General features: G+C 74.9%; 12 protein-coding genes. 5 read left to right on the top strand and 7 right to left on the bottom strand.

Annotated elements, in window-relative coordinates; translation table 11 throughout:
• Positions 1-42 precede the first annotated feature (42 nt).
• The 5 genes from ACZ3YO_RS06555 to ACZ3YO_RS06535 form a co-directional block, all read right to left on the bottom strand.
• Positions 43-453, bottom strand: coding sequence for a roadblock/LC7 domain-containing protein (locus tag ACZ3YO_RS06555; RefSeq protein ID WP_465565639.1), 411 nt, complete (start codon positions 451-453; stop codon positions 43-45).
• Positions 450-3458 (bottom strand): sensor histidine kinase, encoded by a 3009-nt coding sequence (locus ACZ3YO_RS06550; protein WP_465565636.1) that lies wholly within the window; start codon positions 3456-3458, stop codon positions 450-452. The genes ACZ3YO_RS06555 and ACZ3YO_RS06550 overlap by 4 nt, the downstream gene beginning before the upstream one ends.
• 288 nt (positions 3459-3746) lie before the next feature.
• Positions 3747-4565 carry an MHYT domain-containing protein gene (locus ACZ3YO_RS06545; RefSeq protein WP_465565633.1) on the bottom strand — a complete coding sequence of 273 codons (819 nt, stop codon included), beginning with the start codon at positions 4563-4565 and terminating at the stop codon, positions 3747-3749.
• 351 nt (positions 4566-4916) lie between these two features.
• Entirely contained in the window at positions 4917-6284 is a 1368-nt protein-coding gene (locus ACZ3YO_RS06540) for a cytochrome P450 (RefSeq protein WP_465565631.1), read from the bottom strand.
• A gap of 120 nt (positions 6285-6404) precedes the next feature.
• Positions 6405-7472: an RNA ligase (ATP) gene (locus ACZ3YO_RS06535; RefSeq protein ID WP_465565628.1), complete on the bottom strand. Its 1068-nt coding sequence runs from the start codon at positions 7470-7472 to the stop codon at positions 6405-6407.
• A gap of 511 nt (positions 7473-7983) precedes the next feature.
• Here ACZ3YO_RS06535 and modA point away from each other — a divergent pair.
• The 3 genes from modA to ACZ3YO_RS06520 all read left to right on the top strand — a co-directional run bounded on the left by modA (position 7984) and on the right by ACZ3YO_RS06520 (position 10998).
• A complete protein-coding gene (modA, locus tag ACZ3YO_RS06530) occupies positions 7984-8832 on the top strand; it encodes a molybdate ABC transporter substrate-binding protein (protein ID WP_465565625.1) in 849 nt (282 codons plus the stop codon).
• Entirely contained in the window at positions 8829-9683 is an 855-nt protein-coding gene (locus ACZ3YO_RS06525) for an ABC transporter permease (protein WP_465565622.1), read from the top strand. The genes modA and ACZ3YO_RS06525 overlap by 4 nt, the downstream gene beginning before the upstream one ends.
• A gap of 247 nt (positions 9684-9930) precedes the next feature.
• Positions 9931-10998, top strand: coding sequence for an ABC transporter ATP-binding protein (locus ACZ3YO_RS06520; protein ID WP_465565619.1), 1068 nt, complete (start codon positions 9931-9933; stop codon positions 10996-10998).
• Between the two features lie 54 nt (positions 10999-11052).
• Here ACZ3YO_RS06520 and ACZ3YO_RS06515 read toward each other — a convergent pair whose 3' ends face one another.
• Both ACZ3YO_RS06515 and ACZ3YO_RS06510 read right to left on the bottom strand, forming a co-directional pair.
• Positions 11053-11715: a response regulator transcription factor gene (locus ACZ3YO_RS06515; RefSeq protein WP_465566277.1), complete on the bottom strand. Its 663-nt coding sequence runs from the start codon at positions 11713-11715 to the stop codon at positions 11053-11055.
• Positions 11715-13043, bottom strand: coding sequence for a sensor histidine kinase (locus ACZ3YO_RS06510; RefSeq protein ID WP_465565616.1), 1329 nt, complete (start codon positions 13041-13043; stop codon positions 11715-11717). The genes ACZ3YO_RS06515 and ACZ3YO_RS06510 overlap by 1 nt, the downstream gene beginning before the upstream one ends.
• A 283-nt stretch (positions 13044-13326) precedes the next feature.
• Between ACZ3YO_RS06510 and ACZ3YO_RS06505 the strand changes: the two genes are divergently transcribed.
• Both ACZ3YO_RS06505 and ACZ3YO_RS06500 read left to right on the top strand, forming a co-directional pair.
• Positions 13327-14235, top strand: coding sequence for an ABC transporter ATP-binding protein (locus ACZ3YO_RS06505; RefSeq protein WP_465565613.1), 909 nt, complete (start codon positions 13327-13329; stop codon positions 14233-14235).
• Complete coding sequence (locus tag ACZ3YO_RS06500; protein ID WP_465565610.1) at positions 14232-14984, top strand: hypothetical protein; 753 nt, start codon at positions 14232-14234, stop codon at positions 14982-14984. The genes ACZ3YO_RS06505 and ACZ3YO_RS06500 overlap by 4 nt, the downstream gene beginning before the upstream one ends.
• Positions 14985-15099 lie beyond the last annotated feature (115 nt).

Here is a 15099-nt window from a genome sequence, read left to right as displayed (position 1 = left end):
GAGGCTGTCGGTACGGCTGTTCGTCCGGATGCGGCACCCGGCTCACCGGCCGTCCGCGCTGCGCGGTGGTGTGAACAGGTGCTCGCCGACCCGGCGGACCAGTCTGGCCATCTCGTACGCGACCAGGCCGAGGTCGGCGTCGGCGGTGGAGAACACCGCCAGGCAGGTGCCCTCGCCCGCGGCGGCCACGAACAGGAAGCCGTGCTCCAGCTCGACCATGGTCTGGCGGACCTCGCCGGCCTCGAAGTGCCGGCCCGCGCCCTTGGCAAGGCTGTGGAAGGCGGAGGCGACGGCGGCCAGATGCTCGCCGTCCTCGCGGCCGAGGCCGGCCGAGGTGCCCATGGCGAGGCCGTCGGCGGAGAGCATCACGGCGAACCGGACCTCGACGACCCGCGAGACCAGGTCGTCGAGCAGCCAGTTGAGCTCTCCCGCGCGGTGGGTGGTGCCGATCATGGGCGCTCTCCTTCGTGGTGGTGCGGTGGGAGGGGGTGGTGCGGGGGCAGCGGCGTCCCGTCCGGACGGCTGTCCGGGCGACGTCGCGCCGGGTACTGGTCGGGGTGCCGTTGGTCCGGGTGCTGGTCCCGCTGCTGCTCCCGGTGGTCGTCATGGTGCTCGTCGCGGACCTGCGGGCGTGTGCCGCGGGCCCAGCCGGCCTGGAACGCGGACATCGCGGCCCGGGCCGCCTCCGGGTTCCGTCCGGGAGCGGAAGCGGTGACGCCGCGACGGCGGCCCGGAGCCGGCCGCGGCGGGGCGTCGCGCAACTGCGGGACGAGGCTGGCCTGGCGGACCCGCCGGGGCAGCTCGTCCGGCCCGGCAGGCCCGGCCGGCCCCGCAGGTCCGGCGGCGGGGTTCACGCCGGACGGGCCGGTGGGCACGGCGGAGGGCGTGGCTCCGGGAGCGGCCTCGGCCCGGTGACCACGGACGGCCCGGACCGGCCGAACGGCAGGGGCTGCCGCCGGCGACAGCGGGCCCGCGTCGACCGCCGGACCGTCCGCGCGAGCTCCGGAAGCCCGGAACGGGATGGGGCGCAACACCCCGGGGTCGCCGCCCCGGGCGCCGAACGGCAGCAGTGCGCCGCTCTCCGACGGCGGCTCGGCGCCCGGCGCTCCGTCCGCCCGGGTGTACCCGGTCCCGGCGTACGAGGCCCCGGCGTGCCCGGGCGGCCTCGCAGGCGCGGGCGTCACAGGCGCGGGCTTGCCGGGCTCGGGCGTCTCCGCCGGTGGACCGACGAACGCAGGCTTGACGCCCGCAGGCTTCACGAACGCGGGCGCCACGAACGCGGGCGCCACGAACGCGGGCGCCACGACCTCGGGCTCCGCAGGGGCGGGCCTCACGACCTCGGGTCCGGCCAAATCGACGACGGGAAAGGCCGGTTCGTCGTACCAGGGCCCGTGGCCCGTCCGGCCGGAGACCTCCCCCGGCGCCGGATCGACATCCAACTCCGGTACCACGTCCTGGACTTCCTGCCGCACCCGAGGACCTTCATCGGCCAGCAGAACGGTGGGCAACAGCACCACGGCGGTCGTCCCGCCGTACGCGGAGGTCTGGAGCGAGACCCGGACTCCGTGCCGCCGGGCCAGCCGGCTGACCACGAACAGGCCGAGCCGGTCGCTGTCGAAGAGATCGGTCTGCTCGGCCGCGGCGATCCGCCGGTTGGCGTCGGCGAGCACCTCCGATCCCATACCGAGGCCGCGGTCCTCGATCTCCAACGCGTAGCCGTTGCCGACCTGTTCACCCCGGACGTGCACCCGGGTGTGCGGCGGCGAGAAGCCGGTCGCGTTCTCGACCAGTTCGGCGACCAGGTGGGTGAGGTCGGCGACGGCCTGCCCGGTGACCGCCGCGTGAGGGAGCCGGTGGACCTCGACCCGGGCGTACTCCTCGACCTCGGAGACGGCGGCGCGCACCACGTCCAGCAACGGGACCGGTTTTCGCCAGGCCCGGCCGGGGGCGGCGCCGGAGAGGATGATCAGGCCCTCGGCGTGGCGGCGCATCCGGGTGGTGAGGTGGTCCAGCCGGAACAGGTCGGACAGTTCGGCCGGGTCCTCCGTTCGCCTCTCCATGGCGTCCAGCAAGGTGAGTTGGCGGTGAACCAGGACCTGGCTGCGCCGGGCGAGGTTGACGAAGACGCCGGAGACGCCGGAGAGCACCTCGGCCCGTTCGACCGCCGCGGTGACCGCCGCCCGCCGGACGGTGCCGAGCGCGCCGTGCACCTGGCCGATCTCGTCGCTGCCGTGCACCGGGACGGGCGCCTCGGCGTCGATGTCCACCTCCTCGCCGGCGCGCAACCGCCGCATCGTGGCCGGCAGTTTGCGCCCGGCCAGTTCGAGGGCCGAGTTCCGGAGGCCGATCAGCTCGGTGACCAGGCCGCGCCCGATCTGCACCGAGATCACCAGCGAGGCCACCACACCGGCCAGACCGAGAAACACGGCCGCCCCGGCCGGTGTGAACAGGCCCAGCGCGTACGGGTCTTCCCGGTCGGACGCCGCCCGGCCGGCCGTGTCCTCGACGGCGCGCAGGTCGCGGGCGACGTTGCCCGCCGCCACCGACCAGTGTTCGGGCGGGACGGCGGCTGCCGCGGCGCGACCGTCGGCGGCGGTGCGGACCTTGTCCTCGTAGGAGGTGAGGTCCCGGTGGTCCTGGCCCCCGGTGACGGCGAGCAGGGCGGCGCGGTCCTCGGGACGCAGGTCGGCAGCGGAGCCCTGCTCGAACTGGCGGCGGGCGAAGACGGCACCGGAGAACTCGCGCAACTGGTCCTCGGCGAGGCCGCCGGAGAGCTGGGCGGCGCGCAGCAGCGCGTCCTCGCGGCTGAGGAGTTCACGCGAGCGGGCGAACTCCAGCAGGAGCCGGGCGTCCGAGGCGGCCCGGTGGTCCTGCATCGGGGTGAGCGCCCCGGCCACCGCCAACGCCCGGTCCACGGCGGCCCCGTACGCGGCGTACGCCTCGGGCCAGCCGACACCGCGGGCCAGCACCCGGGTCCGCAGCTCGGGCAGCGCATCGACGGCGGCGCCGAGCGCGTCCAGCCGGGCGGCGGCGTCCGGGCCGAGGCCCTGGGCGTCGGCCCGGTTGTAGCCCGGGCTGATGCCGCCGTCGCCCGTGCTGCCGCGGCCCGGGCCGCCCTGGCTGTTGCCGCCCTGACCGCCCAGACCGCCCGGACCGCCCGGACCGCCCGGGTTCCGGCCGCCGGACGGGCCATCGAGGAAGAGCGGGGCGAGGGCCCGGTCGGTGGCCGCGGCGGCCTCGCGCAGGGCGCTCTCCCGGGCGGCTCCGGGAGCGGCCAACACCTGCCCGGCAGCAGCGCGTTCGGCCTGGAGGCCGGTGACGGTCGCGCCGACGGGGGTGAGCACGGTGCGCTGGGCCTCGCGCAGCCGCAGCAGGTCCCAGACGTCCTGGGCGGCGGTGACGCTGGCGAACGCCCAGAGCGCCAGCACGGACACCACCGGGACCATGAGCAGTGCCACGATCCGGGCACGGACGGTCCGGGGACGCAGCCCGCGGCCGGGGCGGGGTGTGCGGCGGGTCGCTTCACGAGCCGGCCGGGCGGGCGGCCCGGCGTGGGCACCCCGGCGGGTACCGGGCGCGGTACCGCGGCTTTCGCGCATGGGTGAGGAGCCTTTCGGGCGGGGGACGTGCGGTGCAGGACGTCGGAAGGGGGAACCGGCGGGGAACACCGGCGAAGGATGCCGACGGGAAGTGCCGAGGGAGGCCACCGGCGGACAGCCAGGGGGTGCCACTCAGGCTGGTGCTGCTCAGGCGGCGCGGTGGTGCTGCTCAGGCGCCGGACGCGCGGGCGTCGTCGGGAACTCCTCGATGGTCAGCTCGCCCGCCTCCTGGTAGTCGGCGCGCTCCTGGGCGGTCGGGGAGAGGGCGACGAAGGCCGAGGTGAGGAAGAGGAAGGAGCCGAGGCCGACCGCGAGCGGGAAGACGAACTCCATCGGCGCGGCCCCGCCGAGCCCGGTCCGCGCCGGCTCCAGTTGGACGTGGACCGCCGCCATGCCGGTGTAGTGCATACAGCTCACGGCGAGGCCCATCACCAGCGAAGCGCCCACCGCGGCATACACGTTGCGGATGGTGACGGCCGCCCAGAGCGCGGCGGTGGCGGCTCCGACGGCGATCAGCACGGAGAGCGCCACCGTGCCCGGGTCGTAGTGCAGGCCGCCGTGCAGCCGCATGGCCGCCATGCCGAGGTAGTGCATCGCGGCGACGCCGAGGCCGGTGGTGAGCCCGCCCGTGAGCAGTGCCAGGCCCCGGTGCCGTCCGTAGCCGACCGCCATCAGCCCGAGCCCGGTGACCAGGATCGCGACCACCAGGCTGAGCACGGTCAGCGGGACGTTGTACCGCAGCTCCGTCCCGTCGACCGCGAAGCCGAACATGGCGACGAAGTGCATCGTCCAGATGCCGGACCCGATCGCGGCGGCCGCCGTGAGCAGCCAGTTCCGGCGCGGGGCACCGGTCGCGACGAGTCCGCGCAGCGTGCACCGCAGCCCCAGCGCGGCGCCGGCGCACGCCACCACGTAGGAGAGCGCGGGCGTCAGCCAGCCGAAGCTGAAGTGGTTCATCGTGCCCATGGGGACCTCCGGTCGACCGGTCGGGCCCGGGGCGTTCACGCTGCGCCCGGGCTCCCTGGACCGGGCGGACTCCGCGTGGGGGCGGACGGTGAAGGGTCCGGGCCGGTCAGGACCAGCCCGGAGGATCGATCACCCGTCATATGCCAGACACACGTGCGCTTCCGGTCCGGGGTGCGTGGGACGCTATCGGGGTCCGGAATGAGCTACGCGAAGATGTGAAAAGCCGCCCACGGCGTGCGGGCGCTGTGTTCGAATGGGTCGGTCCCGTGCCCATGCGCCCCAGCTGACAACTCCGCTCCATCGGCCGCCAGTTGTCGGCTGTCACCCGCAGGCCGTCGGCCCCACACCCCGTCAGCGCGGCGCAAGCCGGATCCGCATCGGGCTGTCCACCCGCAGCGTGATGCCCTGGCCGAGCGCCACCCGGCGGTCGATCACCTCGAAGTCGAAATCGCGCAGCAGCACCCCCAGGGCCAGCACCGACTCCAGCATCGAGAAGTGCTGCCCGATGCAGGCGCGGGGGCCGCCGCCGAACGGGTACCAGGCGTAGCGGTGGCGCTCCTTCTCCCGCTCGGGCAGGAAGCGGTCCGGGTCGAAGCGCTCCGGCTGCTCCCAGTGGTCGGGGTGCCGGTGGGTGACCAGCGGCGCCAGGATCACCTGTGCGCCCGCCGGGATGACGTGCCCGCCGATCACGGACTCGGCCACCGCCCGCCGTCCTATCACCGAGGCCGCCGGGTAGAGCCGCATCGCCTCCTTGAGCACCCGGGTGATGTACGGCAGCGCCTCCAGGTCGGCGGCGGTCGGCTCGCGGCCGGTGAGCACCGCGTCGGCCTCCTCCTGGGCCCGGCGCCGCTGCTCCGGGTGCCCTGCCAGCAGGTGGAGGGCGAAAGCGAGCGACGTGGCCGTGGTCTCGTGCCCGGCCAGCAGGAAGATCAGCACCTGGTCGCGCAGTTCGTCCGGGTCGAGCCGTTCGCCGTCCTCGCCGCGCGCGAGCGTGAGCAGTGCGAGCAGGTCGTCGGACTTGCCGCCGGCTCCGTCCGGACGCAGGGCGCGCTCGGCGATGATCCGGTCGCAGATCCCGTAGAGGTCCCGCTGCGCCTCGGCGCCGCGCCGGTTGGCGGGGGTCGGCCAGTTGCGCGGGGTGCGCACGGGTGAGAAGCCGCGGTCCAGGAGGTACTCCCCGAGCGCCGGGAAGCTGCGGTGCACGACGTCCACCGCCGCCTCGACGTCGGCCCCGAACAGGATCCGGGAGACCGTGCGCAGCGCGAACCGGGACATCTCGTCCGCCGCGTCCACCACGCCGTCCGGCACGGCCTTCCAGCGCTCGGCCAGCACCCGCGCCTCCAGGGCGATCGCGTCCACGTAGCCGTCGACCCGGCGGCGGGTGAACAGCGGCTGGATCAGCCGGCGCTGGCGCTGGTAGTCGTCGTCCTGGCTGGTGAGCAGGCCGTTGCCGACGCTGGTCCGCAGCTCGTCGTAGAAGGCGCTCTCCTTGCGGAAGTTGGCCGCCTCGCTGCCGAGTACCTGGTGGGCGCCCTCCGGGGAGAAGACCACGAAGAACTCGGCCCGCAGTCCGGGCGGCCCGGCGGTGAACCGGACGACGTCGCCGTAGTCGCGCCGCGCGGCCAGGTAGGTCCGCAGCGGCCGGCGGGTGAGGTCGAACATCGAACCGATCAGCGGGTGTCCGGACGGGCCGGGCACCCGGGCTTTCACAGTGGTCATGAGGGGGCCTCCTTCAATGGCGACCCACCAACGTAACTGACACGGCGTCACCGGAGAAGAGGGCCCCGGGGTGGCCACGGACCGCCCGCGGCCACCCGGCCCGCGCCGGAAGCGGCCCGGTCACTCGTACTCGGTGCCGCCCTTGCGGGTCAGGTAGGCGTCGCTGACCACCTTGGCGATCGCCCGCCCGCCCACCACCGGGCTCCAGCGCTCCGTCACGGGCCGGATCACCACGCCCTCGCGCAGGTGCAGTCCGCGCCCGGAGACGGTCTCCCGCCCCTGGGCGAACGCCAGCGCGGTGTCCGGGTCGAACGGCCCGCGCCACAGCTCGGGCACCACCGGCAGCTCACCGTCCAGCAGTTCGGCGGCCGGCAGCCAGCGCAGCTGCCCCGCCACCACGGCCGACACGTCGAACGCGGCATAGCCGGGCAGCTCGGTGCGGCCGGACTCGCCGTAGGTGAGGTCCTGCACGCCGGCGCCGAAGACCTCGCCGAAGATGCCGACCCGCTCGGCCCCGAGCCGCTCCGCCAGCCGGGCGGCCACCTCCGGTATGCGGTGCGCGCGCACCGCCCGCCAGTAGAGGTTGCGCTCGTCCTCGGCCAGGGCCAGCCCCTGGGCACCGATGCCCTTGGAGGAGACCTGCACCTCGCCGGTTTCGGCGTGGTAGGTGACCAGACAGCAGCTGCCGTGCAGCTTCTCGGTCAGCACGACCGGCTCGCCGGGCTCGAAGATGCCGGGGAAGCGCTTGAGGTTCTCGATGTCCACCCAGGGCAGCAGGTCGGGCGCGCGGACCACGTCGCCGTTCATCGAGGTCGGGATCGGCGGCTGCCACTTGGTGACGCCCAGGACGTCGGCGAAGTCCTCGCCGCTCTCGGCGGCGGCGGCCAGGTCGGTGCCGGCCAGCGCGCCGGGCCGGCAGACGATGCCCTGCGACAGCTCGCCGCGCAGCCGGACCGCCTTGACCCGGTCGGCCTTGCTCCCGGCGAGCCGCCCGGTCAGGCCCAGCTCCTCGATCAGCTCGGCGGGCAGCACGGCCTGCTCGGGGATGTAGACGGCGTGGTCGCCGGTGCGGTAGGCGCCCTTGGCGACCACGGCACGGTAGAGGCCGACCTGGGCGAGTTCGAGGGCGTCCGCGTTGGGATGGGCCAGGATGGTCAGCCGCTCGGCGGTGACGCGCAGTGTGGACATGGGTGTGCTCCTCCCCTTGGCTCGGCCGGTCGGCCGGCGGTGCGTACCAGGTGCCGTACCGCGTGCGGACCTGCCACACCCCGTGCGAACCGGGTGCGGCAGGCCGTACGGACAGGTCGTGCGTGCGAGTCGGCCGGACGACCTGCGCGGGTACGGACGGTGACCACTCTGGCCTGTCGGGGCACCCGTGCGCGAACGGTTTTCCCCAGGGGTTCTCCAGGGTTTCCGGAGGGGTTGCCGGAGCAGTTGCCGGAAGGGTTCTCCAGGGTTGCCGGAGGGTTTTCCGGGGATTCCTCCGGCGGTCCGGGGTGGAATCCGGGGCCCGCCGGCGCAGCGGTGCCCACTCGGTTTGAGCCTTCCGACAGCCGCGCAGTGATCAGCGGCGGTCCTTGCCTGTGCAATGCGACAGACGATTTTCAGCTGGTATTTGCGGCACTATGATCGCCGTAAAGGCCGCAGCTGCGGCTGCATCCCCGCGCCCCTTCCGGCGCCCCCAGGAGGGGAAACACCCATGAGCACCCGCACCTCCCGCACCCGCAGACTCGCCGTCGCCGCCGCCGCGGCCCTCGCTCTCAGCCTCGGGGTCACCGCATGCGGCAGCGACGGCGACACCAAGGCCTCGGACGCCTCCACGGGCAGCGCGTCCACGAGCGCCTCCACCGGCAGCAGCAGCGCGCCGAAGGCCACCGGCGGCATCACCGTCTTCGCCGCGGCCTCGCTCAAGGAGAGCTTCGCCGACCTCGGCAAGAAGTTCGAGGCCGCCAACCCCGGCGCCAAGGTGACGTTCAACTTCGGCGGCAGCTCCGCCCTCGCCAGCAGCATCAACTCCGGTGCCCCGGCCGATGTCTTCGCCGCCGCCAGCCCGGCCACCATGAAGACGGTCACCGACGCGGGCGGCGCCACCGGCGCGCCCAAGACCTTCGTCAGGAACACGCTCACCATCGCCGTCCCCAAGGGCAACCCCAAGCACGTCGCGGCGCTGAAGGACCTCGCCGCCCCGGGTGCCAAGGTCGCGCTGTGCGCGAAGGAGGTGCCGTGCGGGGCCGCCGCCCTGACGGCGCTCAAGGCCGCCGGCGTCGACCTCACCCCGGTCACCCTGGAGCAGGACGTCAAGGGCGCACTGACCAAGGTCGAGCTCGGCGAGGTCGACGCGTCGCTGGTCTACAAGACCGACGTGAAGGCCGATACTGCGAAGATCGACGGCGTGGACTTCCCCGAGGCCGGCAAGGCCGTGAACGACTACCCGATCGCCGCGCTGGCCAAGGCACCCAACAAGGACGGCGCCGCCGCCTTCGTCGCCTACATCCAGTCGCCCGAGGCCCAGCAGGTCCTGACCGCGGCCGGGTTCCAGACACCGTGAGCCGTCGCACCGACCGGTCCGCTGCCGGGGTGGCCGCCCCGGCAGCGGACCGGCCGCCCCGGCGGCGGCGCGCGAACCGCGTCCCGGTCGTGCTGCTGCTCCCGGCGCTGCTCGGGCTGGCGTTCCTCGTCCTGCCGGTGGTCGGGCTGCTGGTCCGGGCGCCCTGGAGCAGCCTCTCCGACCAGCTCACCAGCACCGAGGTGTGGGAAGCCCTGCGCCTCTCGCTGGTCTGTGCCACAGCGGCCACGGCGGTGTCGCTGGTGCTCGGAGTGCCGCTGGCCTGGCTGCTGGCGCGCACCGATCTGCCGGGCCGGCGGCTCGTCCGGGCGCTGGTCACGCTGCCGCTGGTGCTGCCGCCGGTGGTCGGCGGTGTGGCACTGCTGCTGGTGCTCGGCCGGCGCGGCATCGTCGGCTCCTGGCTGGACTCCGCCTTCGGCATCACCCTGCCGTTCACCACCACCGGTGTGATCATCGCCGAGGCGTTCGTGGCGATGCCGTTCCTGGTGATCAGTGTGGAGGGCGCGCTGCGGGCCGCCGACCCGCGCTACGAGGAGGCGGCCGCCACCCTGGGCGCCTCCCGGCTGACCGCCTTCCGCCGGGTCACCCTGCCGCTGATCGCGCCCGGCATCGCCGCTGGCGCCGTCCTGGCCTGGGCCCGCGCGCTCGGTGAGTTCGGCGCGACGATCACGTTCGCGGGCAACTTCCCCGGCCGGACGCAGACCATGCCGCTCGCCGTCTACCTGGCCATGGAGTCCGATCCGGAGGCGGCGATCGCCCTCTCGCTCGTGCTGCTGGTGGTCTCGGTCGCCGTACTGGTCGGCCTGCGCGAACGCTGGATGCCCGCCCCGTGAGCGCCCTGCGGCCGCTGCCGCCGTCCGCCCCGCCGGTGCCGGTGTCGCTGCCGTCCGCCCTGTCGGCGCCGGTGTCGCCACAGTTCGCCCCGCCGGTGCCGGTGTCGCCGCCGTCGACGCTGCCGCCGTTCTCGCCGTCGCGGCCTGCGCCACCACCGCAGGAGCGGGAGGTCCGACCCGCCGGACTCCCCCTCCGCCCTCCGCGCCGGGCCCCACTCGACCACGCTGCCCCCTGGACACCCACATCGTGACTGACGCCGCCCCCGCCCTCGACGCCCGGCTGCGGGTGGACCGCGCCGCCTTCCGCCTCGACCTCGCACTCACCGCCGCCCCCGGCGAGGTGGTCGCCCTGCTCGGCCCGAACGGCGCCGGCAAGTCCACCGCCCTGCGCGCACTCGCCGGGCTGCTCCCGCTCACCGGCGGCCACCTGCGGCTGGACGGCCGCGTCCTGGAGGACCCGGCCGAGCGCCTGCACACGCCCGCCGAGGAGCGCCCGGTCGGCGTGGTGTTCCAGGACTACCTGCTCTTCCCGCACCTCAGCGCGCTCGACAACGTCGCCTTCGGCCCGCGCTGCCAGGGCCGCCCCAGGCGTGAGGCCCGCGCCGAGGCGGCCGGCTGGCTGGAGCGGATGGGCCTGGCCGAGCACGCCGCCGCCCGCCCCGGCCGGCTCTCCGGCGGTCAGGCGCAGCGGGTGGCGCTCGCCCGGGCGCTGGCCGTCCGGCCCCGGCTCCTTCTGCTCGACGAGCCGCTGGCCGCCCTGGACGCCCGCACCCGGCTCGACGTCCGCTCCCAACTGCGCCGCCACCTCGCCGAGTTCGAGGCGGTGGCGGTCCTGGTGACACACGACCCGCTGGACGCGATGGTGCTGGCCGACCGGCTGGTGGTGATCGAGAACGGGCGCGAGGTGCAGTCCGGCACCCCCGCCGAGATCGCCCGGCGGCCGCGCACCGACTACATCGCCCGGCTGGTCGGCCTCAACCTGTACCAGGGCAGCGCCGACGGCCACCGGGTCATGCTGGCGGACGGCACCGAACTGGCCACCAGCGAGGAGCTGACCGGTCCCGCCTTCGTGGCCTTCCCGCCGTCCGCCGTGACGCTCCACCGGGAGAAGCCGCAGTCCAGCGCGCGCAACGTCTGGGAGATGGAGGTCGCCGGCCTGGACCTGCACGGCGACCAGGTCCGCGCCGACCTGGCCGGGGCCCTCCCGATGGCCGCCGACCTCACCCCGGCCGCCGCCGCAGATCTCGACCTCGCCCCCGGCACCATCGTGTGGGCGACGGTCAAGGCGACCCAGACGCACGCGTACCCGGCCTGAGCCCGCCGCCCCACGGGGCCACCCGGGTCCGCAGGGCCACCCGGGTCCGCAGGACTACTGCGCCGGCTCCACGAATCCGGACTCGTACGCGGCGATCACCGCCTGGGTCCGGTCCCGGGCACCGAGCTTCGCCAGCACACTGCTGACGTGCGTCTTCACCGTCTGCACGCCGAGGAACAGCTGATCGGCGATCTCGCCGTTGGTCAGGCCCTGCGCCACCAGGCGCAGCACCTCGGCCTCACGGTCGGTCAGGGCGGCGCGGGCCATGGCGTCCCGGGCCGCCCGGTTGCCCTGGCCGGCAGCGAGGCGGCGGATGGTGGCGGGGAAGAGCAGCGACTCGCCCGCCGCGACCAACCGGACGGCGTGGGCGATCTCGGCCGGCCGGGAGCGCTTCAGCAGGAAGCCGTCGGCGCCCGCGCGCAGGGCCTGGTAGACGTAGTCGTCGATCTCGAAGGTGGTGACGACCAGGATCTTCGGCGACCATCCGCCGGGCGTGGCGCCGTCCCGGACGAGCTCGCGGGTGGCCGCCAGACCGTCCATCCCCGGCATGCGGACGTCCATCAGCACCACGTGCGGCCGCAGTTCACGGGCCAGGGCCACCGCCTGGGCCCCGTCGGCCGCCTCGCCGACCACCCGGAGGTCGCCCTGCGCCTCCAGTACGGCCCGCAGGCCGGCCCGGACCAGCTCCTCGTCGTCGGCCAGCAGAATGTCGGTCATCACGCACCCAAGCGTAGGGGCACCCGCACGGCCAGCACCCACTCACCGGACTCCGTGCCGGCCGAGGCCTCACCGCCGAGCAGCACGGCCCGCTCGCGGATGCCGCGAAGTCCCTTGCCGCCCCGGCGCGGTGTGCCGCGGGCGGGCGCCGCCACGGCCAGGGCGTTGGCGCAGCGCAGCTCCAACCGACCGTCCCGCAGCGCGACCCGGACGCTGATCGGCTCGCCGGGCGCGTACTTGAGGGCGTTGGTGACGCCCTCCTGGACGATGCGGTAGCCCTCGCGGGAGAGCACCCCGGGCAGCCTCCCGGACGGCACGTCGATCCACGCCTCGACCGGGCTGCCGGCCGAGCGCGCGGTGTCCAGGAGCGCGGGCAGCTGCTCGATGCCGGGCCGCTCGCGGGCGTCACCTGCCCCGGGCGTGCCGTGCGCCCCGCCGATGCCGCGGGCGCCACCGATGCCGTGCGCCCCACCGATGCCGTGCGCCCCGCCGATGCCGCGGGCGCCACCGGCCTCGGCGGGGTCGGCCGCCTCGCCGGTGTCCCGGAGCAGGGCGAGGGTGCGTTCCAGGTCCTCCATCGCCTGCCGCCCGGTCTCCTCGATGACTTCGAGTGCTTTGGCGACGAACGCCCCGTCGCCCACCTCGCGCGCCGCACCGGCCTGAATGACCGTCACCGTCAGGGCGTGGCCGATGGAGTCGTGAAGTTCCCGCGCCAACAGGTTGCGCTCCAGCAGGCGTTCGGCCCGCAGCTCGGCGGCGGCCAGCCGCTCGGCCGGGGACGGCCCCAGCAGCCTCCGAGCCATGGCGAGTTGGAGGCGGCCCGCCCAGACGACCAGCCAGCCGAGGGCGAACAGCACCACCGGCGCCAGCAGCGGGCACCACGGCAGCCCGTCCGCGGCGGGGAGCCGGAGGCCGCCCGGCAGCTGCGGCGCGGGACGGACCAGCAGGTCGAAGGCGGCGGCGGGCACCACCACGGAGAACATCCCGACGAGCGAGCCGAGAGCCACCCGTCCGACCAGCCAGGCCGCCGTCCGGCGCCGGTCGGCCCAGCTGCGGGCGGGCTCGGCGGCGATGTCCTGCTCGCGCTCGGGCATCAACAGCAGCCGCGCCTGCACACCCTCCGCGCGGCGCATCGCCGGGAGCAGGGCGGCGAGCACCAGCAGCGCCGCGTCCACCGGGACCGCCCGCAGCAGGATCCCGCCGGGGCCGAAGGCGTACGTCCCCGGATAGACCATCAGGACGACCCCGGCGAAGATCCATCCGATGGCCAGGTGCAACCACCGCGCGTAGGTGGCGGCGCTCAGCAAGGGCGCGAATATTCGGGGCATCCCGCCATCCTGCCAGGTCAGCGTAGTACGGGGCTCTCCCTCCCGAGAGGGAGTCAAGTCCCCTCCCCGGCGGGATCCGCCGGGAGGTCCGGTCCGGTCGAATGGGGCCATCGACAGCCGGGGCGGCTGCCGGGCCGGACCATCCAGACCCGGGCCGCCCCGGTCCGCACCGACCACGGGCGCGCAGGCCAGGACCGCCCACGACCGCCCACGACCGGCCCGGCCCGCCCACGAGCGGGTCGCCGGCAGCGGGACCGACAGCGACAGGACAGGGAGGGCAGCCGTGATCCAGGTTCAGGGCCTCACCAAGGAGTACGACGGGACGCGCGTGGTCGACGACCTCAGTTTCGAGGTCCGGCCCGGCGTGGTGACGGGCTTCCTCGGGCCGAACGGCGCGGGCAAGAGCACCACCATGCGGCTGATCCTCGGCCTGGACCGGCCCACCGCCGGCCACGCCCTGGTCGGCGGCCGCCCGTACGCCGGGCTGGCCGACCCGCTGCGGCAGGTCGGCGCGCTGCTCGACGCCCACGCCGTGCACGGCGGCCGCACCGCCCGCGGCCAACTGCGCTGGCTCGCCGCCAGCAACGGCCTGCCCGACCGGCGGGTCGACGAGGTGCTCGCCCAGGTCGGCCTCGCCGACGCGGCCGACCGCCGGATCCGCGGCTTCTCGCTCGGCATGCGCCAGCGCCTCGGCGTGGCCGCCGCGCTGCTCGGCGACCCGCCGGTCCTCATGCTGGACGAGCCGGTCAACGGCCTCGACCCGGAAGGGATCCGCTGGATCCGCACGCTGCTGCGCGACCTCGCCGCCGAAGGCCGCTCGGTCCTGGTCTCCTCGCACCTGATGACGGAGATGGCGCTCACCGCCGACCACCTGGTGGTGATCGGCCGGGGCCGGCTGCTGGCGGACGCCGCCACCTCGGAGTTCATCGACCGGCACGGCCGCACCCGGATCCGGGTCCGCGCGGTGGACGGCGCCAAGCTCGACGCGCTGCTCCGCGGCTCCGGCCTGGCGGCCGAACCGGTGGACGGCGGCGCCTGGGAGATCACCGGCGCCGAGCCCGAGCAGATCGCCGCACTGGCGGCGGCCAACGGCGTGGTGCTGTACGAGATCGCCGTCCAACAGGACTCCCTGGAGGAGGCGTTCATGCGGATGACCGCCGACAGCGTCGAGTACCGGGCGGTGGCGGCATGAGTACCTCCACCGCTCTCGGAGGGAACGTCCTGCGGGCCGAGTGGATCAAGCTCACCACCCTCCGCTCGCTCTGGCTCACCCCGCTGCTCTCCGTCCTGCTCACGGCCGGCCTCGGCACCGCCGTCGCCGCGGCACTCGGCAACGAGGACCCGACCCTGACCGACGACCCGGGCACCGGCATCTACTACGGGCTCAACTTCGGCCAGGCCGCACTGGCCTGCTTCGGGATCCTGCTGATCGGGCAGGAGTTCAACACCCGCATGATCGGCGTCTCCCTCACCGCCGTCCCCCGGCGCGGGCGGCTCTACGCCGCGAAGCTCGCCCTCGGCGCACTGACCGCCCTCGGTGTCGGCCTGCTCGCGACGGCCGGCTCCTTCGCCGGGTACGCCGCCTTCGCCTCCGGTGACTGGGACGGGCCCGCCTTCGCTCGCAGCGCCACCGCCGGGGTGCTCTACCCGGTGCTGCTGGTGGTGCTCTGCCTCGGCCTGACGGCCCTGCTCCGCAACCTCACCGCCGCGATGGGCCTGCTGGTGCCGACGGTCTTCCTGCTCTCCCCGCTCCTGGGCGGCGTGCCGGGCGTCCGCGACGTGGTCCAGTTCCTCCCCGACCGGGCCGGCCAGTACGCGCTGCACTACGCCGACGACCCGAAGACCGCGTACGGGCACTGGACCGGCCTGCTGATCATGGCGCTCTGGGCCGGGGCGGCGGCGTACGGAGGCCTGCGCTCGATACGCCGCTACGAGGCGTGAACCGGGGCGGCCCCGCCGCCACGCCCCACGCCCCCGCCAACACGCCGCTCCGCCAACACCCCGCTCTGCCACCACCCGCTCCGCCACCACCCGCTCCGCCACCACGCTGCTCCGC

It is taken from the genome of Kitasatospora sp. NPDC022785 (assembly GCF_055561295.1).
The sequence above is the reverse complement of the archived record's forward strand: the minus strand, read 5'-3'. Positions and strand labels throughout refer to the sequence as shown.

Coding starts and splice junctions, on each gene's coding strand:
- modA (WP_465565625.1), top strand. CDS start 7,984: ATGAGCACCCGCACCTCCCGCACCCGCAGACTCGCCGTCGCCGCCGCC.
- ACZ3YO_RS06535 (WP_465565628.1), bottom strand. CDS start 7,472: ATGTCCACACTGCGCGTCACCGCCGAGCGGCTGACCATCCTGGCCCAT.
- ACZ3YO_RS06500 (WP_465565610.1), top strand. CDS start 14,232: ATGAGTACCTCCACCGCTCTCGGAGGGAACGTCCTGCGGGCCGAGTGG.
- ACZ3YO_RS06540 (WP_465565631.1), bottom strand. CDS start 6,284: ATGACCACTGTGAAAGCCCGGGTGCCCGGCCCGTCCGGACACCCGCTG.
- ACZ3YO_RS06515 (WP_465566277.1), bottom strand. CDS start 11,715: ATGACCGACATTCTGCTGGCCGACGACGAGGAGCTGGTCCGGGCCGGC.
- ACZ3YO_RS06510 (WP_465565616.1), bottom strand. CDS start 13,043: ATGCCCCGAATATTCGCGCCCTTGCTGAGCGCCGCCACCTACGCGCGG.
- ACZ3YO_RS06545 (WP_465565633.1), bottom strand. CDS start 4,565: ATGGGCACGATGAACCACTTCAGCTTCGGCTGGCTGACGCCCGCGCTC.
- ACZ3YO_RS06555 (WP_465565639.1), bottom strand. CDS start 453: ATGATCGGCACCACCCACCGCGCGGGAGAGCTCAACTGGCTGCTCGAC.